At 65.9% G+C, this 24,361-nt stretch carries 15 protein-coding genes; 12 read left to right on the top strand and 3 right to left on the bottom strand.

The features are described 5' to 3' along the window. Entirely contained in the window at nucleotides 1-759 is a 759-nt protein-coding gene (dsbG, locus tag KSS90_RS08635) for a thiol:disulfide interchange protein DsbG (RefSeq protein ID WP_217869010.1), read from the top strand. A gap of 60 nt (nucleotides 760-819) precedes the next feature. Here dsbG and KSS90_RS08630 read toward each other — a convergent pair whose 3' ends face one another. After that, nucleotides 820-13,767 (bottom strand): non-ribosomal peptide synthetase, encoded by a 12,948-nt coding sequence (locus tag KSS90_RS08630; RefSeq protein WP_217869009.1) that lies wholly within the window; start codon nucleotides 13,765-13,767, stop codon nucleotides 820-822. Nucleotides 13,768-14,086: 319 nt separating this feature from the next. On the opposite strand from KSS90_RS08630, the gene KSS90_RS08625 reads away from it, so the two are divergent. Beyond that, nucleotides 14,087-14,614 (top strand): RNA polymerase factor sigma-70, encoded by a 528-nt coding sequence (locus KSS90_RS08625; protein ID WP_217869008.1) that lies wholly within the window; start codon nucleotides 14,087-14,089, stop codon nucleotides 14,612-14,614. 73 nt (nucleotides 14,615-14,687) lie between these two features. Here KSS90_RS08625 and KSS90_RS08620 read toward each other — a convergent pair whose 3' ends face one another. After that, nucleotides 14,688-15,488 carry a substrate-binding periplasmic protein gene (locus tag KSS90_RS08620; protein WP_217869007.1) on the bottom strand — a complete coding sequence of 267 codons (801 nt, stop codon included), beginning with the start codon at nucleotides 15,486-15,488 and terminating at the stop codon, nucleotides 14,688-14,690. A 184-nt stretch (nucleotides 15,489-15,672) separates the two neighbouring features. Between KSS90_RS08620 and KSS90_RS08615 the strand changes: the two genes are divergently transcribed. Next, nucleotides 15,673-16,224, top strand: coding sequence for a 3'-5' exonuclease (locus KSS90_RS08615; RefSeq protein ID WP_217869006.1), 552 nt, complete (start codon nucleotides 15,673-15,675; stop codon nucleotides 16,222-16,224). A gap of 72 nt (nucleotides 16,225-16,296) precedes the next feature. Then, the gene (gene ppnP / locus KSS90_RS08610) at nucleotides 16,297-16,581 is read left to right on the top strand and encodes a pyrimidine/purine nucleoside phosphorylase (RefSeq protein ID WP_038705716.1); all 285 of its coding nucleotides are present in this window, start codon (nucleotides 16,297-16,299) and stop codon (nucleotides 16,579-16,581) included. Nucleotides 16,582-16,703: 122 nt separating this feature from the next. Here the strand turns inward: ppnP and KSS90_RS08605 are convergent, their stop codons facing one another. Next, a complete protein-coding gene (locus KSS90_RS08605) occupies nucleotides 16,704-17,393 on the bottom strand; it encodes an alpha/beta family hydrolase (RefSeq protein ID WP_225933174.1) in 690 nt (229 codons plus the stop codon). Between the two features lie 49 nt (nucleotides 17,394-17,442). Between KSS90_RS08605 and ccoN (KSS90_RS08600) the strand changes: the two genes are divergently transcribed. The 8 genes from ccoN (KSS90_RS08600) to ccoP (KSS90_RS08565) all read left to right on the top strand — a co-directional run bounded on the left by ccoN (KSS90_RS08600) (nucleotide 17,443) and on the right by ccoP (KSS90_RS08565) (nucleotide 24,287). Then, nucleotides 17,443-18,867, top strand: coding sequence for a cytochrome-c oxidase, cbb3-type subunit I (gene ccoN / locus KSS90_RS08600; protein WP_050706570.1), 1,425 nt, complete (start codon nucleotides 17,443-17,445; stop codon nucleotides 18,865-18,867). A 13-nt stretch (nucleotides 18,868-18,880) separates the two neighbouring features. Continuing rightward, nucleotides 18,881-19,489 (top strand): cytochrome-c oxidase, cbb3-type subunit II, encoded by a 609-nt coding sequence (ccoO, locus tag KSS90_RS08595; RefSeq protein ID WP_046856462.1) that lies wholly within the window; start codon nucleotides 18,881-18,883, stop codon nucleotides 19,487-19,489. 5 nt (nucleotides 19,490-19,494) lie between these two features. Further along, on the top strand, nucleotides 19,495-19,689 hold the full coding sequence (locus tag KSS90_RS08590) for a cbb3-type cytochrome oxidase subunit 3 (RefSeq protein ID WP_046856463.1): 195 nt from the start codon (nucleotides 19,495-19,497) through the stop codon (nucleotides 19,687-19,689). Next, nucleotides 19,686-20,627 (top strand): cytochrome-c oxidase, cbb3-type subunit III, encoded by a 942-nt coding sequence (gene ccoP, locus KSS90_RS08585; RefSeq protein ID WP_217869005.1) that lies wholly within the window; start codon nucleotides 19,686-19,688, stop codon nucleotides 20,625-20,627. Before KSS90_RS08590 ends, ccoP (KSS90_RS08585) begins: the two co-directional genes overlap by 4 nt. Before the next feature lie 435 nt (nucleotides 20,628-21,062). Next, nucleotides 21,063-22,505 carry a cytochrome-c oxidase, cbb3-type subunit I gene (gene ccoN, locus KSS90_RS08580; protein WP_046856465.1) on the top strand — a complete coding sequence of 481 codons (1,443 nt, stop codon included), beginning with the start codon at nucleotides 21,063-21,065 and terminating at the stop codon, nucleotides 22,503-22,505. Beyond that, nucleotides 22,505-23,113 (top strand): cytochrome-c oxidase, cbb3-type subunit II, encoded by a 609-nt coding sequence (gene ccoO, locus KSS90_RS08575; protein WP_023631369.1) that lies wholly within the window; start codon nucleotides 22,505-22,507, stop codon nucleotides 23,111-23,113. Before ccoN (KSS90_RS08580) ends, ccoO (KSS90_RS08575) begins: the two co-directional genes overlap by 1 nt. 5 nt (nucleotides 23,114-23,118) lie before the next feature. Beyond that, nucleotides 23,119-23,310, top strand: coding sequence for a CcoQ/FixQ family Cbb3-type cytochrome c oxidase assembly chaperone (locus KSS90_RS08570; protein WP_031315534.1), 192 nt, complete (start codon nucleotides 23,119-23,121; stop codon nucleotides 23,308-23,310). Beyond that, entirely contained in the window at nucleotides 23,307-24,287 is a 981-nt protein-coding gene (ccoP, locus tag KSS90_RS08565) for a cytochrome-c oxidase, cbb3-type subunit III (protein WP_217869004.1), read from the top strand. Before KSS90_RS08570 ends, ccoP (KSS90_RS08565) begins: the two co-directional genes overlap by 4 nt. Nucleotides 24,288-24,361 lie beyond the last annotated feature (74 nt).

Raw genomic sequence — 24,361 nt, 5'->3', positions numbered from 1 at the left:
ATGCGACTGAATGCGCTGCTGCCCCTGACCCTCACCTTGCTTGCCGCCCCCCTGCTGCACGCCGAAGAACTACCCAAGGCGATCCAGCAGCTGCAGGCCAAGGGTGCCGTGATCAAGGGCAGCTTCGACGCTCCCAACGGGCTGCGCGGCTATGCCGCCGAGTACCACAACAATGGCATCGCCTTGTACCTGACCCCCGACGGCAAACACGTTCTGGTCGGCAGCCTGTTCGACGAGCAAGGCAAGGACCTCAGCGCCGAGCCGCTGGAAAAGCTGGTGTACGCACCGATGAGCAAGGCCGTCTGGGCGAAGATGGAAAACACCGCCTGGATCCAGGACGGCAAGGTCGACGCGCCGCGCACCGTCTATTTGTTCAGCGACCCCAACTGCCCCTACTGCAACATGTTCTGGCAACAAGCCCGGCCTTGGGTCGAGTCGGGCAAGGTGCAACTGCGCCACATCATGGTCGGTATCATCCGCGAGGACAGCCCGGGCAAGTCCGCCGCGTTGCTGGCGGCCAAAGACCCGGCCAAGGCCTTGCAGGAACACGAGAAGGCCGGCAAGGCCAGCACGCTCAAGGCGCTGGACAAGGTGCCGGAGGCGGTGCAGAAGAAGCTCGAGGCGAATCTGGCGCTGATGGAGGAACTGGGCCTGGCGGCAACGCCGGCGATCTTCTATCAGGACGAGCAGGGGCAGTTGCAGAGCCAGCAAGGCGCGCCGCGGCCGGAGATGCTCGGGAAGATCCTCGGCAAACGCTGAAAACATTGCGGGGCAAGTCGCATAGGCGGTGCGCCCATGCGACTTGCCCCGCAATGACCTTTACAACGCTTCTAGCTCCGCCATCAGGTCGCTCAACCGATCGACCTTGGCGTCATCCAGCGCGCTGTCCTGCAGCCCACGCACATAGTCCGCCAGCTCTTCCACCGTGCTGCACTCGAACATCGCCCGCAGCGGCACGTTCAATTGCAGGGCCTTCTGCACCCGCGAGGCGATCTGCGTTGCCAGCAGCGAATGTCCGCCCAGCTCGAAGAAGTTGTCGCGCACGCCCACCCGCTCGGCCTTGAGCACATCGGCCCAGATGCCGGCGAGCGTCTCTTCAAGCTCATTGCGCGGCGCCAGGTAGGCCTGGCTGTGCTGGCCACCGATATCGATGGCCGGCAGCGCCTTGCGGTCGAGCTTGCCGTTGGCGTTGTGCGGCAGGCTGTCGAACCAACCCCAGTGCAGCGGCACCATGTACTCCGGCAACTCGGCGCGCAGGCGCTGCTTGAGCTGGTCGAGCAGCGCGGCGTCGGCACTGACGCCCTGGTGCGCCACCAGGTAGCCGACCAGGTGCTTGCCGTTGACGCCCTCCTGCACGCCCACCGCGGCATCGCGCAGCTCCGGCTGTTCGTGCAGGCGCGCCTCGATCTCGCCCAGCTCGATGCGGTAGCCACGGATCTTCACCTGATGGTCGATGCGACCGACGTACTCCAGCACGCCATCCGGACGCCGCCGCGCCAGGTCACCGGTGCGGTACAGGCGCTCGCCCGGCGCACCGTACGGGTGCGGGATGAACGCCTGCGCCGTGCGCAGCGGGTCGCCGACATAGCCACGGCCCACACCGGTACCAGCGACGCACAGCTCGCCCACCGCGCCCAGCGGCACCAGGGCCTGGTCCTCGCCGAGCAGGTACAGGCGGTTGTTGTCGGTCGGCGTGCCGATCGGCAAGTAGCTGCCCTGGGTCGAGGCGGCATCGACGCGGAAGAACGCCACGTCGTCCGAGCACTCCGCCGGGCCGTAGGCGTTGACCAGGCCGATGGCCGGGTAGCGCTGCAACCACTGGGCGGCCAGCTCGGGCGGCATGGCCTCGCCGGTCGGCAGCATCCAGCGCAGCCCATCGAGGGCCTGGTGATCGTTGGCCAGCATGCCCTGGATCAGCGACGGCACACTCTCCAGCACAGTGATGCCGGTGGCCTGCACATGGCTCAGCAGGCCCTGCGGATCATGGGCGATGGCGTTCGGCACGATCTCCACCTTGGCACCGAACAACGGCGCGGCGAGGAACTGCCACACCGAAATGTCGAAACTCTGCGAGGCGGTCTGGGCGATCACGTCCTGCTCGTCCAGGGCCAGGTACGGCACCTTGCTCAGCTGGTTGTTGAGCATGCCGCGCTGCTCGACCATCACGCCCTTGGGCAAGCCGGTGGAGCCGGAGGTGTAGATCACGTAGGCAAGGTTGTCCGGAGCGCTGTGGATGCCAAGGTTGTGGCTGGCCACGTTGCTTGCCTGCACGTCTTCCCAGACCAGCAGCTTCGGCCGCACCGCGTCCGCCACTTCATCGAGCAGCTGGCGCGCCTGCTCGGCGCAGGCCGCGCTGCACACCAGCACAGGCGTGCGGCTCAGCTCGACGATGCGTTGCAGGCGCGCCGCCGGCAGGCCCGGATCCAGCGGCAGGTAGCCGGCGCCGGCCTTGAAGCTGCCGACGATCATGCCCAGCAGCGCCAGGCCGCGCTCGGCCAGCAGCGCCACCGGTTGGTCGATGGCCACGCCAGCTGCGACCAGAGCATGACCCAGCCGGTTGGCCGCTACGTTCAAGCCCGCATAGTCGTAAGCGGCCGCCTCGCAACGGGCGACGGTGCGCTGCGGATGCGCGGCCACCCGCGCCTCGAACAGCTCGACGTAGCTCTGCTCCAGCGCATAGGCATGCTCGGTGCGGTTGCAGTCCTCGAGCAGGAAACGTTGTTCGTCGGCCCCCAGCAGCGGCAGCTCGCCCACTTCGCCGTCGAAGCCCTCGACCAGCGCCAGCAGCAGGCGCTTGAATTCGGCGAGCAGGCGCTCGACGGTCGGGTAGTCGAAGTAGCGCTGGTCGAACGACAGGTGCAGGCCCAGGTCATCGCCCGGGTAGCACACCGCGGTCAGCGGGAAGTTGGTGTGGGTCCGGCCCGAGTCGGAGCTGGCGTCCAGGTGCTGGGCGTGGTCGAGCACCGCGGTTTCCACCGGGGCGTTCTCGAACACGAACAGACTGTCGAACAGCGGCTGGCCCTTGGGCAGTTCGCTGCATTCCTGGATCGCCACCAGCGGCAGGTACTCGTACTCACGCAACTGCATGTTGCGATCGAGCAAGCCCTGCAGCCACTGGCGCACGCTGCTGCGCTCGCCCGGCTGCGGCAACTGCACGCGCAGGGCGATGCTGTTGATGAACAGGCCGACCGTGCGCTGCATCTGCGGCAGGCTCACCGGGCGCCCGGCCACGGTGACGCCGAACACCACGTCGCGATCGCCGCTGTAGCGCGCCAGGGTCAAGGCCCAGGCCGCCTGGGCGAAGGTGTTGACCGTCAGTTGGTGGGCCTGGGCCAGTTCACGCAGGCGGGCGCCCTCGCTCACTTGCAGGCGGGTGTAGCAGTCACCCACGACCATGCCGTCACCGGCGTGGTCATGGCGCAGCGGACGGTCGCTGGGGATCGCCGTGGCGCGCTCGAAGCCGGCCAGGTTGGCCTGCCACCACTGGCGCGCCTCGTCCAGATCCTGGCGCTGCAGCCAGCCGATGTAGTCGCGGTAGCGCGGCGGCACCGGCAACTGGGCCTGGCGCCCTTCGCCCAGGGCCTGGTAGATCTCGAAGAAGTCGTTCATCAGCAGCGAGCGGCACCAGGCATCGATGAGGATGTGGTGGTTGCTCATCATGAACCAGTAACGCGCATCGTCCACGCGCACCAGGCGCAGGTGGAACGGTGCTTCGCGCAGCAGCTCGAAGCCGGCCTCGCGTTCCTCCTTGTGCAGCGCTTGCAGGCGCGCTTCCTGGGCGTGCTCGTCAAGGCCGCGCCAGTCCTGGTAGTCCACCGCGGTCTTGCCGGGTTTGTGGATGATCTGCAGCATCGCTTCGCCGGCGTTCCAGCTGAACGAGGCGCGCAACGCCTCGTGGCGCGCCACCACCGCCTGCCAGGCCTGGGCGAAGCGCTCGGGGTCGAGGGCGCTGTTGATGCGGTAGCGGTCCTGCATGTAGTAGATGCCGGTGCCCGGCTCGAGCAGGGTGTGCAGCAGCAGGCCTTCCTGCATTGGCGTCAGCGGGTAGACGTCCTCGATCTCGGCGGCCGGGATCGGCAGCGTGTCGATCTGCTCCTGGGTCAGTTGCGCCAGGGGGAAGTCCGAGGGGGTGAAGCTGCCGTTGCCGTCCGCCAGACAGTGGGCGACCAACGCCAGCAGCTCCTGGCGATAGGCCTCGGCCAGACGGGCGATGGTCGCCTCGTCATAGCGCTCGGCACTGAAGCTCCAGCGCAGCTGCAGCGCGCCGCCGTAGACCTGGCCATCGACACTCAGCCAGTTCGGCAGCGGCGCATCCAGGTCATGGGCCAGGCCCGCCGGGGCGTCGAGCGGCTGGAACAGCGCCGCCTGGTCGAACTGCTGGTCGAACTGGCCGAGGTAGTTGAAGGTGATCCGGGCCTGGGGCAAGGCGGCCATGCGCTCACGCCCGGCCTCGTCGGCCAGGTAGCGCAGCACACCGTAGCCCTGGCCTTTGTGCGGCACCTGGCGCAGTTGTTCCTTGATGCGCTTGATCGACGCGGCGCGGCCAACTTCGCCCTCGGCCATTACGGGGCTCAGGCTCAATGGGTAGGCGTTGGTGAACCAGCCGACGCTGCGGGTCAGGTCCATGTCCTCGAACAGACCATCGCGGCCATGGCCTTCCAGCTGCACCAGCACCTGCTCGTCGCCGCTCCACTGGCACAGTGTGCGCGCCAGGGCGGTCAGCAGCAGATCGTTGACCTGGGTGTGGTAGGCCGCCGGCGCCTGTTGTAGCAGTTGGCGGGTCTGTTCCACGTTCAGGTCGATGGCAAGGCTGCGGGCATGGCGGTGCAGGTTGCCGCCCTGGGGATGATCGCAGGGCAGTTCGCGACGGGCGCTGCCCAGTTGCGCTTCCCACCAGCTCAGCTCGTCGCGCAGCGAGTCGCTGCCGGCGTAGTTGGCCAGGCGCGCCGCCCAGTCGCCCATGGCATGGGTCTTGGCGGCCAATGTTTCACCGCGATACAGCGCCTGCAGGTCTTCCAGCAGGACGCGCCAGGACACGCCATCGACCACCAGGTGGTGGATCGCCAGCAGCAGGCGCTGGGCGCCCTGGTCATCGCTGACCAGCAAGGCGCGCAGCAGCGGCCCCTCAGCCAGGTCGAGGCTGCGCTGCACATCGGTATACAGCGCCTGACAGTCCTCGAAATCGCTCACGGTCGCGGTCCACAGCAACGGCTGGGTGCTCGGCTGGGCGTACTCGGCCTGCCAGCGGCCGTTGGCCTGACCGAAGCGCAAGCGCAGGCTGTCATGGTGTTGCGCCAGCGCGGCCAATGCCCGCTCCAGCGCCTCGGCCTGCAACCGCTGGCGCGCCTGCAGCAGCACCGCCTGGTTCCAATGCTGCGGCTGCGGTACTTCGCTGTCGAAGAACCAGTGCTGGATCGGCGTCAGGCCGGCGCTGCCCTGACGTGCATCCTGCTCGATCGCGCTCGGCGCCTCGCTGCGGGTCACCACTGCCGCCAGGGTCTGGATGGTCTGGTGCTGGAACAGGTCACGCGGGGTGAATTGCAGCCCCAGCTGACGGGCACGGCTGACCACCTGAATCGACAGGATCGAGTCGCCGCCCAGTTCGAAGAAGTTGTCCTGCACGCCGATGCGCGGCAGGTTGAGCACCTCGCGCCAGATCTGCGCCAGCTGGCCTTCCAGCTCGTTGGCTGGGGCCTGGTAGTGCTGACGCGCCTGCTCCAGATCCGGGGCAGGCAATGCGCGGCGGTCGAGCTTGCCGTTGCCCATCAGCGGCAGGCTGTCGAGCAGCACCAGGTGCGCCGGCACCATGTAGTCGGGCAGGTGCTGGCGGGCATCGGCCTTGACCGCCTCGCGCAGCAGGGCCTGGGCATCGCCGTCGGCGCTCGCCTGTGGGCACACCAGGTAACCCACCAGCTGCTTGCCGCCCGGCAGGTCGAGGGCCAGGACCACCGCCTCCTCGACGTCGGCGTGCTCCTGCAGGCGACTCTCGATCTCGCCCAGCTCGATACGGAAGCCACGGATCTTCACCTGCTGGTCGGCCCGCCCGACATACTCCACCAGGCCATCGGCGCGCAGGCGCACCAGGTCGCCGGTACGGTACAGGCGACCGCCGGCATGGCTGAACGGGTCGGCGACGAAACGCTCGGCGCTCAGGCCCGGACGGTCGTGGTAGCCCTGGGCCAGGCCGGCACCGCCGACGTACAGTTCACCGATGCCACCTTGCGGCAGCAGCGCCAGGTCCTCGTCAAGGATATAGGCGGTGCGGGCACCGATGACCCGGCCGATCGGCACGCTGCCGGCGTCGACCGGGATCTGCTCCGGTGCCAGGCAGGCCAGTGGCATCACCACCGTTTCGGTCGGGCCGTAGGCGTTGAAGAACTGTTGCGGCGCAAAGGCCTGGCGGATGCGTTGCAGGTGCTCGCCGGTCAGCGCCTCGCCACCGGTGATCACCAGGCGCACCGGCAATTGCTCGCCCTGCCCGGCCAGGTACTGGGCCAACTGGCTGCCATAGCTCGGGGTGAAACCGAGCACGCTGACTTGCTGCTCGCGCACCAGCTGGCAGATTTCCTCGGCGCCCCACTGGCCCTGGGCACGCAACACCACGCGGGCACCGCACAGCAGCGGCACCAGCAGGCGCTCGCTGGCGGCGTCGAAGTTGATCGAATAGAAGTGCAGCTCGCAGTCGTCGCTGCGCATGCCGAACTCGGCGATCACCGCCTTGCAGTGCATGGCGATTTCACCGTGGCTGACCACCACGCCCTTGGGCTTGCCGGTGGAGCCGGAGGTGTAGATCAGGTAGGCCTGGTGCTGCGGCAGGTTGAGGTTGTCCAGGGCGGCGTCGCTATAGGCGGACAGGCTCGCGGCATCGTCCTCCAGGCTCCAGCGGGCAACGCCCGGCGGCAGTTCGCCCAGGGTGTCGAGCAACGCCCGCTGGCCGATCAGCAGGCCCAGGCGGCTGTCCTCGATCATGTAGCGCAGGCGGTCGAGCGGGTATTCCGGGTCCAGCGGCACGTAGGCGCCGCCGGCCTTGAGAATGGCCAGCAGGCCGACCACCATCTCCAGCGATCGCTCCAACGCCAGGCCAACCCGCACCTGCGGGCCGACGCCGCGCTCGCGCAGGGCGCGGGCCAGGCGGTTGGCCTGCTGGTCGAGCTCGGCGTAGCTCAGGTGCTGGCCGGCAAAAGTCAGGGCCAGGGCCTGCGGGGTCCGCTCAGCCTGGGCGGCGAACAGCCCGTGCAGCGTCTGGTCCAGCGCGAAGTCCTGCTCGCCCTGCAGCTGGCCGATCAGCACCTGCTGCTCGGCGTCAGCCAGCATCGGCAGTTCGCATAGGCGCTGCTGCGGATCGTCGATCAGCGCCACCAGCAACTGCTGCCAGTGCTCGGCCATGCGCGCGATGCGCGGCTCATCGAACAGGTCGCGGCTGTAGGTGAAGCAGCAGCCCAGGCGCCCGTCGAGGTCGGTGACCTCCAGGTACAGGTCGAACTTGGTGGCGCTGGCGTCGTTGACCAGGTAATCCACCTGCATGCCCACCAGTTCACGGCTCTGCTGGAAGGCCCAGCGCTGCACGTTGCACATCACCTGGAACAGCGGGTTGTAGGCGCTCGAGCGCGGCGGCTGCAAGGCCTCGACCAGTTGCTCGAACGGCAGGTCCTGGTGCGACTGGCCATCGATGATGGTCTGGCGCACCTGGTCGAGCAACGCGCCGGCGCTCATCTGGCCGTCCAGTTCGCAACGCAGCACCTGGGTGTTGAGGAAGGCGCCGATCAACCCCTCGCTTTCCGGGCGAATGCGGTTGGCCACCGGCGCGCCGATGCGCAGGTCGCGCTGGCCGCTGTAGCGGTGCAACAACGCGGCCAGGGTGGCGGTCATGGTCATGAACAGGGTCAGGCCGCGCTGGCTGTTGAAGGCGTGCACGCGCTTGACCAGCGCCGGGTCCAGGTCGAAGCGGTACAGCTCGCCGCGATGGCTCTGCACCGCCGGGCGTGGGCGGTCAGCGGGCAATGCCAGCACCGGGTGCTCGTCGCCCAGGCGGTCTTTCCAGTAGGCCAGCTGACGGGCGCCCTCGCCGCTTTCCAGCCACTGGCGCTGCCACACGCTGTAGTCGAGGTACTGCACCGGCAGCGGCGCCAGCGGCGACTCGCGCTCGTCGACGAAGGCCTCGTACAGCTCGCCCAGTTCGCGGGCGAAGATATCCATGGCCCAGCCTTCGGTGACGATATGGTGCAGGGTCAGGACGAAGTAGTGCTCACGCTCGCCGGTCTTGACCAGGCAGGCGCGCAGCAGCGGACCGCGCTCCAGATCGAACGGCTGGTGCGCCTGGTCATCGGCCAATTGCTGCAGGCGTTGCTGGCGTGCTTCGCCGGCCAGGGTGCTGAAGTCGTGCCAGTGCAATTGCACGTGGCTATCGTCGGCCACGCACTGGTAGGGCTTGCCGTCGATGCTCGGGAAAGTGGTGCGTAGGGTTTCATGCCGCACAATCAGCGCCTGCAGGGCGCGCTCGAAGGCGTCCACATGCAGCAGGCCCTGGAAGCGAGCCATGCCGCCGACGTTGTAGGCGGGGCTGTGCGGATCCATCTGCCAGAGGAACCACATGCGCTGCTGCGAGTACGACAGCGGCACGGCCTGGCGGCGGTCGACACGGGCGATGGCACCTTGCAGGTTGCGTGCGCCGCTGTCCTGCAGACGGGCAATCTCGGCGCAGAACGCGCCCAGCTCGCTGGCCTCGAACAAGGCCTTGAGCGGCAACTCGACATCCAGCGCCTGGCGGGTGCGCGAGACGATCTGGGTAGCCAGCAAGGAGTGGCCACCGAGGGCGAAGAAGTCATCCTGCAAGCCGACCTGCGGCCGGCCCAGCACCTCGCGCCAGATCGCCGCGACCTGTTGTTGCAACGCGCTTTGCGGCTCGACATGTTCACGTTGCTGCCAGACCGGTGCCGGCAGCGCCTTGCGATCGACCTTGCCACTCGGCCCCAGGGGCATCTGCGCAAGATGGATGAGTTGTGCCGGCACCATGTAGGCCGGCAGGCGCTCGGCCAATGCGGCCAGCAGCGCCTCGGTCTGCTCGACACCGCTGTAGTAGCCCACCAGCTGGGCACCGACGGCGTCCTTGTGGATCAGCACCAGTGCCTGGGCGACACCCGGCTCGGCCAGCAGCACCGCCTGCACTTCCTCCGGCTCGACGCGGAAGCCGCGCACCTTCACCTGCTGGTCGAGGCGCCCCAGGTACTCCAGGGCTTGGCTCTGCACATGCCAGCGGGCACGGTCGCCGCTGCGGTACAGCCGTGCGCCGTCGCCATCGGGCTGCGGCACGAAGCGCTCGGCGGTCAGCCCAGGGCGGCCAAGGTAGCCGCGGGCCAGGCCGGCGCCACCCAGGCACAGCTCGCCCGGCACGCCCGGCGCGGTCAACTCGAACTCATCGTCCAGCACCCGGCACAGCACGTTGCCCAGCGGGCGGCCAATGGGCGAGCGCTCGCCGTCATTCGCCTGGCAGTGCCAGTGGGTGACGTTGATCGCGGTTTCGGTCGGGCCGTAGCGGTTGTGCAGTTGCACCTGTGGCAGCAGTTGCAGCACGCGGTCACGCAAGGCGGCGGACAGCGCCTCGCCACCGGAGAACAACCGGCGCAGGCTGGTGCAGCCGGCGGCCAACGGCTCCTGGACGAACACCTGCAGCAACGGCGGCACGAAGTGCAGCGTGGTCACCGCATATTGCTGGATCAGCTGGGCGATGCGCTGCGGATCGCGATGTTCGCCGGGGCCGGCCAAAACCAGCTTGCAACCGGTGAGCAGCGGCCAGAAGCACTCCCACACCGACACGTCGAAACTGATCGGCGCCTTCTGCATCAGCACGTCGCTGTCATCCAGCGCATAGCTGGCCTGCATCCACTGCAGGCGCTCGGCCAGCGCGGCATGGGTGTTGCCCACGCCCTTGGGCTGGCCGGTGGAACCGGAGGTGTAGATCACATAGGCGAGGTTGTCGCCGTGCAGGTGCAGGCCGGGGGCCTGGCTTGGCCAGCTGTCCAGGTGCAACTGGTCGAGGGCGATGGCGCTCACGCCTTCGACCTGCGGCAGTTTGTCGAGCAGGCTGCTGTGGCTGAGCAGCAGGCCAGCCTGGCAATCACCGAGCATGTAGGCCAGGCGCTCGGCCGGATAGTCGGTATCCAACGGCACGTAGGCGCCACCGGCCTTGAGAATGGCCAGCAGGCCGACCAGCAGCTGTGGCGAACGCTCCAGGGCAATCGCCACGCAAGTGTCCGGACCGACGCCCTTGTCGCGCAGGTAGTGCGCCAGGCGGTTGGCCTGCTGGTGCAGCTCGGCATAGCTGAGCTGGCCGCCCTCCCACACCAGCGCGGCGCGCTTGGGGCTCAGGCGCGCCTGTTCGTTGAGTTGCTCGACCAGCAGGCGCGGCGCGCTCGCCATGGGCGCCTGGCCCCACTCGAGCAGTTGCGCCTGGCTGTGCTCGTCGAGCAGGCGCACCTCGCCAATGGCAAGCAGCGGCTCGGCGCAGACCTGTTCGAGCAAGGCCAGCAGATGGCTGGCCAGGCGCTTGACGGTGGCCGCCTCGAACAACCCGGCGGCGTAGTCGAAGGCCAGCGTCAGGCGGCCCTGGTGGTCTTCCTCGCTGTGCAACTGCAGGTCGAACTTGGCTTCACGGCTGTGCCACGGTAGCTCTTCGGCGAGCAGGCCGGGCAGGCGACGCAAGGCCGACAGGTCGCGTTGCTGGTGGTTGAACATGACCTGGAACAGGCCTTGTTCACGGGCCTGCGGCAGCGCCTCGAGCAACTGCTCGAAGGGCAGGTCCTGATGGGCCTGGGCCTCCAGGGTGACCTGGCGCGCCTGGGCCAGCAGCCCGGCGAACGGCAGACGGCCGTCGAGCTCGGCGCGCAGCACCTGGGTGTTGATGAAGAAGCCGACCATGCCCTGGGTTTCCAGGCGCGGGCGGTTGGCGTTGGGCACGCCGACACGGATGTCGCCCTGGCCGCTGTAGCGGTGCAGCACGGCCTGCCAGCCGGCCAGCAGGACCATGAACAGGCTGGTCTGCTGCTCGCGGGCCAAGTCCTTGAGGGCGCTGGTCAGTGCCGCAGGTACCTTGAGGCTGTGGCGCGCGGCGCGGCTGTGCTGCTGGCTGGCGCGGGGCTGATCGGTGCACAGGTCGAGCACCGGCAGTTCGTCACCCAGCTTGTTCTTCCAGTAGTCGAGCTGGCGGGCGCTTTCGCCCTCGGCCAGCCACTGGCGCTGCCACTGGCCGTAGTCGGCGTAGCCCAGCGTCAGCTCGGGCAGTTGCACGGCCTGGTCCTGGGCGGCATACAGACGGGCGAACTCATCCAGCAGGATGTTCAGCGACCAGCCGTCGGCGACGATGTGGTGCAGGGTCACCCACAGCTGGTGCTCTTCGTCGTCCAAACGGGCCAGGGTCACCCGCAGGAGCGGGCCCTGGCGCAGATCGAACGGCTGCTGCGCCTCATCCTCGCGGCGCGCGGCCACCTCGGCGGGCGACTGCCCTTCGAGATCCAGATGACGCAGGGTGAACGCCTGGCTCGGCAGGATGCGTTGCACGGCCTGGCCGTCGATTTCGTCGAACAGCGTGCGCAGGGATTCATGGCGTGCCACCAGGGCCTGGAAGCTGGCCTGCAGCGCCGCGACATCCAGCTCGCCGCGCAGGTAAAGGCCGGCGGGGATGTTGTAGGCGGCGGACTGCGGCTCCAACTGCCACAGCAGCCACAGGCGGTTCTGTGCCAGTGATTGCGGCAGGGCCTGGTCGCGGGCCTGGGTTTCGATGGTGCCGGCGGCGCTGCCACCTTCGGCGAGGACGGCCGCCACGGCGGCGCTGTACTCGGCCAGGGTCGGTGCTTCGAACAGGGTGCGCAGGCTGAGCTGGATGCCCAGTTCATCGCCCAGGCGCGCGGTCACCTGGGTGGCCGCGATGGAGTTGCCGCCCAGCAACAGGAAGTGGTCGTCCGCCGCCACCGCTTCGACCTTGAGCAGTTCACGCCAGATACCCGCGATCCGTGCCTGCAGGTCGTCACCGGCCACGCCATTGCCCTGCTCCATCTGCGCCGTTGGGAAACGCGCATAGATATCCAGGCTGCCGTCGTTCATGCGCAGGCGGCAGGCCGAGCGCTGCAGCTTGCCGCTGGAAGTCTTGGGCAAGGCGCCCGGGTTGAGCAGCAACACCACGGCCGGCGCCTGGCGACAGGCATCGGCAATGACCCGGCGCAGGGTATTGATCAGCGCCTCGGGCGTGTGCGCCTTCTGCACATTGCGGCTGATCTCCACCGCCACGCCGATGCCCTCCTCGCCCCGGTCGTCGACGGCGAACACCGCTACCCGGCCCTTGCGCAGCACATCGACTTCACGCTCCAGGGTCTTTTCCAGGTCCTGCGGGTAGATATTCTGGCCACGGACGATAAGCATGTCCTTCAGGCGCCCGGTGACGAACACCTCGCCATCGCGCATGAAGCCGAGATCGCCTGTACGCAGCCAGGTCTGGCCATCACGCTCGACAAAGGTCCGGGCGCTGGCCTCGGGGTTGCGCCAGTAACCCAGGGCGATGCTCGGGCCGCCGGCCCAGATCTCGCCGACCCGGTTGTCCTCCAACACCTCCAGGCGCTGCGGGTCGACAATGCATACCGCGTGGCCCGGCTGCGGGTAGCCGCAGCTCATCAGCACGCTGCCCTGGCCGGGCTCGGCGCGGTTGGCGGCGAAGGCCTCGGCATCCAGTTCCAGCGCGCCGATACCCTGGCCACGGCGGCTGCCGCTGACGAACAGGGTGGCCTCGGCCAGGCCATAGCTGGCGAAGAAGCTGCTGGCGGTGAAGCCGCAGGTGGCAAACTTTTCAGCGAAAGTGTCCAGGCTGTCCTGGCGGATCGGCTCGGAGCCCGAATAGGCCACGCGCCAGCGGCTCAGGTCCAGGCCGGCGAGCGCGGCCTCGCTGACCCGCTCGCTGCACAGCCGGTAGGCGAAGTCCGGGCCGCCACTGATGGTGCCGCCGTACTCGCTGATCGCCTGCAGCCAGCGCAATGGCCGGGCGAGGAAATAACCCGGCGACATCAGCACGCAAGGCACGCCACTGAAGATCGGCTGCAGCAGGCCGCCGATCAGGCCCATGTCGTGGTACAGCGGCAGCCAGCTGACGATCACGTCGTCCGGGTTCAGATCGATGCCGAAACCGTGGCGAATCAACTGTTCGTTGGCCACCAGGTTGCCATGGCTGACCTGCACGCCCTTGGGCAGCGCGGTGGAGCCGGAGGTGTATTGCAGGAAAGCGATGTCACTGCCTTCCAGTACCGGCTCGCGCCACTGCGCGGCCAGCTGCGGATCCAGGCGGTCCACCGCCAGCAGGCCCGGGGCACTGGCACCGGCCAGGGCTTCGAGGCCCTGCAAACTGTCACACAGCGCCTCTACCGTCAGCAGCAGGCGCGGCTCGGCGTCGTCGATGATCGACAGCAGGCGTTCCTGATGGTGCTGGCGCGAAGACTCCGGCGGATAGGCCGGCACGGCGATCACCCCGGCATACAGGCAGCCGAAGAATGCCGCGACATAGTCCGGCCCACTGGGAAACAACAGGATGGCACGCTCGCCGAACCCGGCCCTGGCCTGCAACGCCGCGGCAATGGTCCGCGCGCGCTGGTCGAGGTCTCGGTAGCTGAGCACCGCCTGCTCGCCGGGCGCATCAGCGAGGAAGCGCAAGGCAATGCGCTCCGGGGTCTGGGCGGCACGTTGCGCCAGGGCCTGGACCAGCGAGTGCGGGAGTTCGAAGGCGTCCGTCATGGAATGTTCCTGCCAGTGTCTGGGTGAGTCGCGCCTGACTGGCCCGCGCACGACAGGCGGGCAGTGTTCGGCAGCCGAGATGTACACAGGGGAACGGATGGGCAGGGGAAGAAATTAGGGTCGTCGGGAAGGCTGCCAAGGCCGGATGCAGAGGCGAATGTTGAAGCGTTTTACAGGCTGAAGCTTAGAACCAAAATGGATAGAAACTCATTAACTTTCGTATTTGACAATCATTATCATTACGAATAGTTTGTCGCACGTCGTAGGAAGCCTCCTTAAGAGGTGCGCTCCCTCTCCTCTTTGAGACAAGGTGATTTCCATGGCGGAACAACTATCCACAAGTAAGTGCGATTCACCATTACTCCAGGCATTCGTCGACAACCGCAGCATCCTGGTCAAGATCGCAGCCCGCATCACTGGCTGCCGCTCGCGCGCCGAGGATGTGGTGCAGGACGCCTTCTTCAGGCTCAGCGCCGCCCCGCAGATCACCTCATCGTTCAAGGCCCAGCTCAGCTACCTGTTCCAGATCGTGCGCAACCTGGCCATCGATCACTACCGCAAGCAGGCCATGGAACTCAGGTACTCCGGCAGCGAGGAGGAAGGGATGAACGTGGTCATCCAGAACGCCTCACCCGAAGCCACCCACATCAACCTCGCCACGCTGGAACACATCGCCGACGCCCTCGACGAATTGCCCAAGCGTACCCGCTACGCCTTCGAGATGTACCGCCTGCATGGCGTGCCGCAGAAAGACATCGCCAAGGAACTGGGGGTCTCACCGACGCTGGTCAACTTCATGATCCGCGATGCGCTGATCCACTGCCGCAAGAGCAGCCGTCTGAGCTGACGCACGCTCCTGCGGGTCATTCGTCGACCGGGCATAGCGTTCACCTGAGAGAACGCGACAGCTCTGCCGTAATTTAGTCGTGCGGCGCCTCGACGGTAATCTTGTAGGGCTGGAAGATCCGCAGCAGCTCGCCATTTTCGCGCAACCGGCGCAACAGGTTGGCGAACGCCTCGGGGCTGATGGACGCCCCGGGGCGCAGCAGCGCGTAGTGATGGTAGACCTGGTCGACCCGTTGCGAGGCCAGCAACTGGCTGGCGCTGTCCGGATTGCGCTTGAGAAAATCGCTGAGGTACGAACGCGTGACCAGGGCGATGTCCGCACGCCCGCGCTCGACCATGTTCAGGTTACTGTCGTGGGAATAGGTCAGGGTCGCCCGGTAGCGCTTCTTCAACCAAGCTGGATCCGGGTTGAAATCGGCGAAGGCGTAGTGATAGCCATTGAACAGTGCCAAGCGCTTGCCTTCGAGATCGTCGAAGTAGTGCTGGTCACGCCCGGCCTGCTGGCGGCTGACGAAGATCTCGGCATCCTCCAATCCCATGTCCACGGTCTTGTGGGCAATCTCCTGCCAACCCCACTGCGGGTTCTCGAAGATCGCCATATCGGTGCGACCTTGCTGGAAATCGCCAAAGCGCCGGGGAATAGAGGTGGGCACCAGAACGAAACGGTACTGGGGCTGCAAACGGTTCAACGCCTCGACCAACTGCGGCAACAAACCCGTATCGGCGCCCTGCTCGGGGCGCACGGTATAGGGTGGGAAGTGCGCCGCGCCGATCTTCACTTCCAGCACCTCGTCGGCCCACGCCGCACCGCCCAGCGATACTGCGGCGAACAACAGCAGGGAAGACGAAACCTTGACGCTGAGCAGTGGGATCAAGTCGGGACACTCATCACGGGTAGGGGCCTGAATGCGCCTAAGCTAGGCGTTTTCCCACACGGGCACAACCGCCGAATATGCCAAAGTGCCAGGGGATGTCGTGGGCCTCGACTTTGGCTACGCTCCACTGACCTGCGTGCTCGGGCGAGCGCGCCGGCCTTTGTGCATTGAAAGGGAGCCTGGCATGGGCCACTGGTTGGTGATCGACCTGGAAGCCACTACCGACAACGGCGGTTGGCCGATCACGGAGATGGAAATCATTGAAATCGGCGCGAGCCTGGTCACCCGCGAAGGGCGCGAGGTCGATCACTTCCAGCGTTTCGTGCGCCCCAGGCGGCGGCCGCAGTTGACGCCTTTCTGCTGCGAACTGACGCACATCACCCAGGCCAACGTCGATGACGCGGAGAAATTCGACCTGGTCTGGCGCCAGTTCGAACAGTGGCTGCAGCCGCACCATGCACAGTTGCAGGCGTGGGTCAGCTGGGGCGACTACGACCGCAAGCAACTGTTGCAGGAATGGCAACTGCATCATGTGCGCAGCCTGCTGGAGCAACTGCCGCATATCAACCTCAAGCAACGTTTCGCCAAGGCCCGCCACCTGCAGCGCCCGGCGGGGCTGAACAGCGCCCTGCAACTGGCCGGCCTGCAGTTTGCCGGGCAGCAGCACCGGGCCCTGGAAGACGCCCGCAACACCGCCCGCCTGCTGCCCTTGAGCCTGCCGCCGGGCGCAGCCTGAAACAGATGACGCTGGGGCGGGGCTTGGGCATACTGGCCAGCCTTTTTTCATTGCTTTTTCAGGAGTCGCCCGATGTTCAAGGTCAATGAGTACTTCGATGGCACCGTCAAGTCGATCGCCTTCGAAGGCAAGGAAGGTCCGGCCACCGTGGGCGTGATGGCCCCGGGCGAGTACGAGTTCGGCACCGCCAAGCGCGAGATCATGCATGTGGTGTCCGGCGCCCTGAGCGTGAAGCTGCCAGGTAGCGACAACTGGGAAACCTTCAACGCTGGCGACAAGTTCAACGTGGCCGCCGACAGCAAGTTCCAACTGAAGGTGGCCGTGGACACTGCCTACCTGTGCGAGTACCGCGACTAAGCAAGCCGGCCCCTATGCCATTTCCGGGTAGGAGCGGCTTTAGCCGCGATGCAGGCAACGCAATGCCTGGCACCCGCTTCGCGGGTGATCGCGGCTAAAGCCGCTCCTACAGGGGTTTCTCTTCATGAGAGAAACCTGGCCACCCGCTCCGCCGCCGCCTGCATATGCTGCTCGTGGCTGAACCCCGACGCCTTCAGCGGCTTCAGATCATGGTCCGCCGCCGCCAGCCAGCTCACCTCGATCGCCGGCGATAGCGCATACCCCTCGACCGCCTCGCGATTGCCCAGGGCATCCCGCTCGCCCTGCACGATCAGCGTGCGTGTGCGCAGGCCTGCAAGATGCTCCACGCGAGGTTTCTCCGGCTTGCCGACGGCATAGAACGGATACCCCAGGCACACCAGCGCATCGGCGCCCAGTTCATCAGCCAACAGGCTGGCCATGCGCCCTCCCATGGACTTGCCACCTATGGCCAACGCCCCTGCGACCAATGGTCGCACCTGGTCGTATACAGCCCGCCAGCATTCGAGCAACACCTTCTGCGGATTGGGCGGCCGCTTGCCGCCATTCAACCGCCGTTCGGCCATGTAGGGAAACTCGAAGCGCACCACCCCTACCCCTTGCCCTGCCAGCCTTTGCGCCATGTCCTCCATAAACCCGCTGTCCATCGGCGCACCGGCGCCGTGCGCCAGGATCAGGCAGCCGCAAACGCTGCGATCCGCCGGAATTTGCGGAGGATCGCAGCGCAAGCCTGGGACATTTCCGATCTTCGCCCATTGATCCCCGTCAATACCGGCACTTTGCCCATTAATCATGCTTGCCTCGCTGTCTAGCCTGCCTATAACCGTGGATGGGAACCCATACATGAACACAACCAGCAGTACCGCCTACAACTACCAGGTGGTCCGCCAATTCGCCATCATGACGGTGGTGTGGGGCATCGTCGGGATGGGGCTCGGCGTCTTCATTGCCGCCCAGCTCGCCTGGCCCGCCTTCAACCTTGACCTGCCGTGGACCAGCTTCGGCCGCCTGCGACCCTTGCACACCAACGCGGTGATCTTCGCCTTCGGCGGCTGTGCCCTGTTCGCCACCTCGTATTATTCGGTGCAACGCACCTGCCAGACCACCCTGTTCGCGCCGCGCCTGGCCGCGTTCACCTTCTGGGGCTGGCAACTGGTGATCCTGCTGGCGGCCATCAGCCTGCCGCTGGGCTACACCAGCACCAAGGAATACGCCGAACTGGAGTGGCCGATCGACATCCTGATCACCATCGTCTGGGTCGCCTATGCCGTGGTGTTCTTCGGTACGCTGATGAAGCGCAACACCAAGCACATCTACGTGGGCAACTGGTTCTTCGGCGCCTTCATCCTGACCGTGGCGATCCTGCATATCGTCAACAACCTGGAAGTACCGGTCAGCCTGACCAAGTCCTACTCGCTCTATGCGGGTGCCACCGATGCCATGGTGCAGTGGTGGTACGGCCATAACGCCGTGGGCTTCTTCCTGACCGCCGGCTTCCTGGGGATGATGTACTACTACGTACCCAAGCAGGCCGAGCGTCCGGTGTATTCGTATCGCCTGTCGATCGTGCATTTCTGGGCGCTGATCACCCTGTACATCTGGGCCGGCCCGCACCACCTGCACTACACCGCCCTGCCGGACTGGGCGCAGTCGCTGGGCATGATCATGTCGCTGATCCTCCTGGCCCCGAGCTGGGGCGGCATGATCAACGGCATGATGACCCTCTCGGGTGCCTGGCATAAGCTGCGCAGCGACCCGATCCTGCGCTTCCTGGTCGTCTCGCTGGCGTTCTACGGCATGTCCACCTTCGAAGGCCCGATGATGGCCATCAAGACGGTCAACGCCCTGTCCCATTACACCGACTGGACCATCGGCCACGTCCACGCCGGCGCGCTCGGCTGGGTGGCGATGATCTCCATCGGCGCGCTGTACCACACCATCCCGAAAGTGTTCGGCAAAGAGCGCATGTACAGCCTCGGGCTGATCAACGCGCACTTCTGGCTGGCCACCATCGGCACCGTGCTCTACATCGCCTCGATGTGGGTCAACGGCATCGCCCAGGGCCTGATGTGGCGCGCGGTCAACAGCGACGGCACGCTGACCTACTCGTTCGTCGAAACCCTGGTGGCCAGCCACCCAGGCTTCGTCGTGCGCTTCGTCGGCGGCGTGATCTTCCTCAGCGGCATGTTCCTGATGGCCTGGAACACCTGGCGCACCGTGCGTGCCCCGGCTGCCGAGCAAGCCACCGCCAACGCCCAGCTGGCTTGAGGAGTAGAGCCTGATGAAACACGAAGTCGTTGAGAAAAACATAGGCCTGATGGCCCTGCTGATGGTGTTCGCCGTCAGCATCGGCGGCCTGACCCAGATCGTCCCGCTGTTCTTCCAGGACGTCACCAACAAGCCGGTCGAAGGCATGAAGCCCTACACCGCCCTGCAGCTCGAAGGCCGCGACATCTACATCCGCGAAGGCTGCGTCGGCTGCCACTCGCAGATGGTGCGGCCGTTCCGTGCCGAAACCGAACGCTACGGCCACTACTCGGTGGCCGGTGAAAGCGTCTGGGACCACCCGTTCCTGTGGGGCTCCAAGCGTACCGGTCCGGACCTGGCCCGTGTCGGCGGGCGCTACTCGGACGACTGGCACCGCGCGCATCTGTACAACCCGCGCAACGTGGTGCCTGAGTCGAAGATGCCGTCCTACCCGTGGCTGGTGTCCTCGCAGGTCGACAACAGCCACACCGACGTCAAGATGCGCGTGCTGCGCAACCTGGGCGTGCCGTACACCGACGATGACATCGCCGGGGCCAAGGACGCCGTCAAGGGCAAGACCGAGATGGACGCGCTGGTCGCCTACCTGCAGGTGCTCGGCACCGCGATCAAGAACAAGAGGTGAGTGCGATGGAAATGGACATCGGCATGATCCGCGGCCTGGGCACCCTGTTGGTGATGATCGCCTTCATCGGCTTGTCGCTCTGGGTGTTCAACCGCCGCCGCGACCGTGATTTCGCCGAAGCGCGCCTGCTGCCCTTCGTCGACGACCGCCTGCCCCCCGCCGGGCAGGAACCTGCTGCAATGAGGAGTACCCGGCAATGACCACCTTCTGGAGTACGTACATCAGCGTACTGACCATCGGCAGCCTGATCGGCCTGACCTGGCTGCTGCTCGGCACCCGCAAGGGCCAGAGCAGCGACACCACCGACCAGACCATGGGCCACAGCTTCGATGGCATCGAGGAGTACGACAACCCGCTGCCGAAATGGTGGTTCTGGCTGTTCGTCGGCACCCTGGTGTTCTCGGTCGGTTACCTGATCCTCTACCCCGGCCTTGGCAACTGGAAAGGCATCCTGCCCGGCTACGAGAACGGCTGGACCCAGGTGGACGAGTGGCAGAAAGAGATGGACAAGGCTGACGCCAAGTTCGGCCCGATCTTCGCCAAGTACGCCGCCATGCCGGTGGAGGAAGTGGCCAAGGATCCGCAGGCGCTGAAGATGGGCAGCCGGCTGTTCGCCTCCAACTGCTCGGTGTGCCACGGCTCCGATGCCAAGGGTTCGTACGGCTTCCCCAACCTGACCGACAAGGACTGGCGCTGGGGCGGCGAGCCGGAGACCATCAAGGCCTCGATCATGAACGGCCGCCACGGCGTGATGCCGGGCTGGTCCACGGTGATCGGCGAGCAGGGCGTGGCGGATGTCGCCGCGTTCGTGCTGACCAACCTCGATGGCCGCAGCCTGCCGGAAGGCGTCAAGGCCGACCCGGCCAAGGGCCAGGAAATCTTCGCCAGCAACTGCGTGGCCTGCCACGGCCCCGCCGGCAAGGGCACCCCGGCCATGGGCGCACCCGACCTGACCCACCCACAGGCATTCATCTACGGCTCGAGCTTCGCCCAGCTGCAGCAGACCATCCGCTACGGCCGCCAGGGCCAGATGCCGGCGCAGCAGGATATCCAGGGCAACGACAAGGTCCACCTGCTGGCGGCGTACGTCTACAGCCTGTCGCAGGATGAAGTGCCGGAAACCGTAACCGCCAAGTAAACAAGCGCAACACCCCTGTGGGAGCCAGACCGCTCCCACAGGCCCGCTCTACCCTCCCCGCCTTGCACCCCCTCCGAACACAACTAAGCTTGTTGCCACAGTGGCTCCGCTCGCAGCGACCGGAACAGACGTGGTGCATAGCCTGACACCACGCACCGATCCTGGAAGCTCGAGCCTGCGGCTTTGGGATGATGCCTTGCGCGCCCGTCCCGAAAAACAAAGCTTGACCGATCGATCAGAAAAACATGAAAAACGGTACACATTACAAATATTTATTTGTGTACAATCCTTCAGCCCGCAACGCCACGGGACGGTGGCGAAATGGGTCTGGACACGGGTCGGCGTACATAACAAGCGTTGCCATAACCCTGGGGGTTATCGATACTGGCGCCGATTTACCAACCAACAAGAACACCCAAACCGTGGAACCTTAGAATGAGCACTGCAATCAGTCCGACTGCTTATAACTATAAGGTCGTCCGCCAGTTCGCCATCATGACGGTGGTCTGGGGGATCCTTGGCATGGGGCTCGGCGTCTTCATCGCCTCGCAACTGGTATGGCCCCAGCTCAACCTGGACCTGCCATGGACGAGCTTCGGCCGCCTGCGCCCGCTGCACACCAACCTGGTGATCTTCGCCTTCGGTGGCTGTGCCCTGTTCGGCACCAGCTACTACGTGGTGCAGCGTACCTGCCAGACCCGCCTGATCTCCGACAGCATGGCCGCCTTCACCTTCTGGGGCTGGCAGGCGGTGATCGTCGGCGCGCTGATCACCCTGCCGATGGGCTTCACCACCACCAAGGAATACGCCGAGCTCGAGTGGCCGCTGGCGATCCTGCTGGCCATCGTCTGGGTCACCTACGCCCTGGTGTTCTTCGGCACCATCGTCAAGCGCAAGACCAAGCACATCTACGTCGGCAACTGGTTCTACGGCGCCTTCATCGTGGTCACCGCGATGCTGCACATCGTCAACCACATCTCGCTGCCGGTGAGCCTGTTCAAGTCGTACTCGGCCTACGCCGGCGCCACCGACGCGATGATCCAGTGGTGGTACGGGCACAACGCCGTAGGCTTCTTCCTCACCACCGGCTTCCTGGGGATGATGTACTACTTCGTGCCCAAGCAGGCCGAACGCCCGATCTACTCCTATCGCCTGTCGATCGTACATTTCTGGGCACTGATCACCCTGTACATCTGGGCCGGCCCCCACCACCTGCACTACACCGCACTGCCGGACTGGGCGCAGTCGCTGGGCATGGTGATGTCGATCATTCTCCTGGCGCCAAGCTGGGGCGGCATGATCAACGGCATGATGACCCTGTCGGGCGCCTGGCATAAGCTGCGCACCGACCCGATCCTGCGCTTCCTGGTGGTGTCGCTGGCGTTCTACGGCATGTCCACCTTCGAAGGCCCGATGATGGCCATCAAGACGGTCAACTCGCTGTCGCACTACACCGATTGGACCATCGGCCACGTCCATGCCGGCGCCCTCGGCTGGGTGGCGATGATCTCGATCGGCGCGGTCTACCACATGATCCCGAAACTCTACGGCCGCCAGCAGATGCACAGTGTCGGGCTGATCAACGCGCACTTCTGGCTGGCGACCATCGGCACCGTGCTGTACATCGCCTCGATGTGGGTCAACGGCATCACCCAGGGCCTGATGTGGCGCGCCATCAACGACGACGGCACCCTCACCTACTCCTTCGTCGAAGCCCTGCAGGCCAGCCACCCGGGCTTCATCGTTCGCGCCCTGGGCGGTGCGTTCTTCGCCTCCGGCATGCTGCTGATGGCCTACAACGTGTACCGCACCGTACGCGCCGCCAACCCGGTGGAGGCTGAGGAAGCCACCAAGATCGTCGTCGTGGGAGCCCACTGATGAAGCATGAAGCAGTCGAGAAGAACATTGGCCTGATGGCCTTCTTCATGGTCATCGCCGTCAGCGTCGGCGGCCTGACCCAGATCGTCCCGCTGTTCTTCCAGGACGTCACCAACAAGCCGGTCGAGGGCATGAAGCCACGCACCGCGCTGGAGCTCGAAGGCCGCGACATCTACATCCGCGAAGGCTGCGTCGGTTGCCACTCGCAGATGATCCGCCCGTTCCGCGCCGAGACCGAGCGCTACGGCCACTACTCGGTGGCCGGCGAAAGCGTCTGGGACCACCCGTTCCTGTGGGGCTCCAAGCGCACCGGCCCGGACCTGGCCCGGGTCGGCGGGCGCTACTCGGACGACTGGCACCGCGCGCACCTGTACAACCCGCGCAACGTGGTGCCTGAGTCGAAGATGCCGTCCTACCCGTGGCTGGTCGAGCACAAGCTCGACGGCAAGGACACCGCCAAGAAGATGGAAGTGCTGCGCACCCTGGGCACCCCCTACACCGATGAAGACATCGCCGGCGCCGCCGACGCGGTCAAGGGCAAGACCGAGATGGACGCCCTGGTCGCGTACCTGCAAGGCCTTGGCACCCTCATCAAGAGCAAACGGTGACCGTGATGGATATCGGGATGATTCGCGGCCTGGGCACCGTCGTGGTGCTGGTGGCCTTCGTGGGCCTGGCGCTGTGGGTGTTCAGCCCACGGCGCAAGCGGGAATTCGACGAGGCAACGCAATTGCCGTTCGCGGACGACCCCGAAGCCACCCGTCACGTCGAGCAAGCACAAGCTTCTAGGAGCAAAAAACAATGACAACCTTCTGGAGTCTGTACGTCACCGTCCTGACCCTGGGCACCATCTTCGCCTTGACCTGGCTGCTGCTGTCGACCCGCCGGGGCCAGCGCGAGGAGATCACCGACGAAGTCGTCGGCCACGCCTTCGACGGCATCGAGGAGTACGACAACCCCCTGCCGAAATGGTGGTTCTGGCTGTTCGTCGGCACAGTGGTCTTCGCCCTCGGTTACCTGGTGCTCTACCCGGGCCTGGGCAACTGGAAAGGCATCCTGCCGGGCTACGCATACGTCGACAACGAAAAGAAAACCGAGTTTTCCAACGGCCAGGCCGGCTGGACCGGCGTGCATGAATGGGAAAAGGAGATGGCCAAGGCCGACGCCCGCTTCGGGCCGATCTTCGCCAAGTTCGCCGCCATGCCGGTGGAGGAAGTGGCCAAAGATCCACAGGCACTGAAGATGGGCGCGCGCCTGTTCGCCTCCAACTGTTCGGTGTGCCATGGCTCCGATGCCCGTGGCGCCTACGGCTTCCCCAACCTGACCGACAACGACTGGCGCTGGGGCGGTGAGCCGGAGACCATCAAGACCACCATCATGAACGGTCGCCATGGCGTGATGCCAGGCTGGGCCACGGTGATCGGCGAACAGGGCGTGGCCGATGTGGCGGCCTTCGTGCTGACCAACCTCGACGGCCGCAAGCTGCCCGAGGACGCCAAGGCCGATCCGGCCAAAGGCAAGGAAATCTTCGCCACCAACTGCGTGGCCTGCCACGGCCCCGAAGGCAAGGGCACCCCGGCGATGGGCGCGCCCAACCTGACCCACCCGCAGGCGTTCATCTACGGTTCGAGCTTCGCCCAGCTGCAACAGACCATCCGCTATGGTCGCCAGGGCCAGATGCCGGCCCAGGCGCAGATGCAGGGCAACGACAAGGTGCATCTGCTGGCGGCGTACGTGTACAGCCTGTCGCACCAGGAACAACAGCAGGCACCCGCGCAGTAACGGTGTAGGAGCGGGCTTGCCCGCTCCTACATTCACCTTGCTAAACATGCTGTTCATGATCTGCATCAATTGAC

Source organism: Pseudomonas maumuensis, assembly GCF_019139675.1.
Lineage (GTDB): Bacteria > Pseudomonadota > Gammaproteobacteria > Pseudomonadales > Pseudomonadaceae > Aquipseudomonas > Aquipseudomonas maumuensis.
This window is presented reverse-complemented; position numbering and strand designations above follow the sequence as displayed.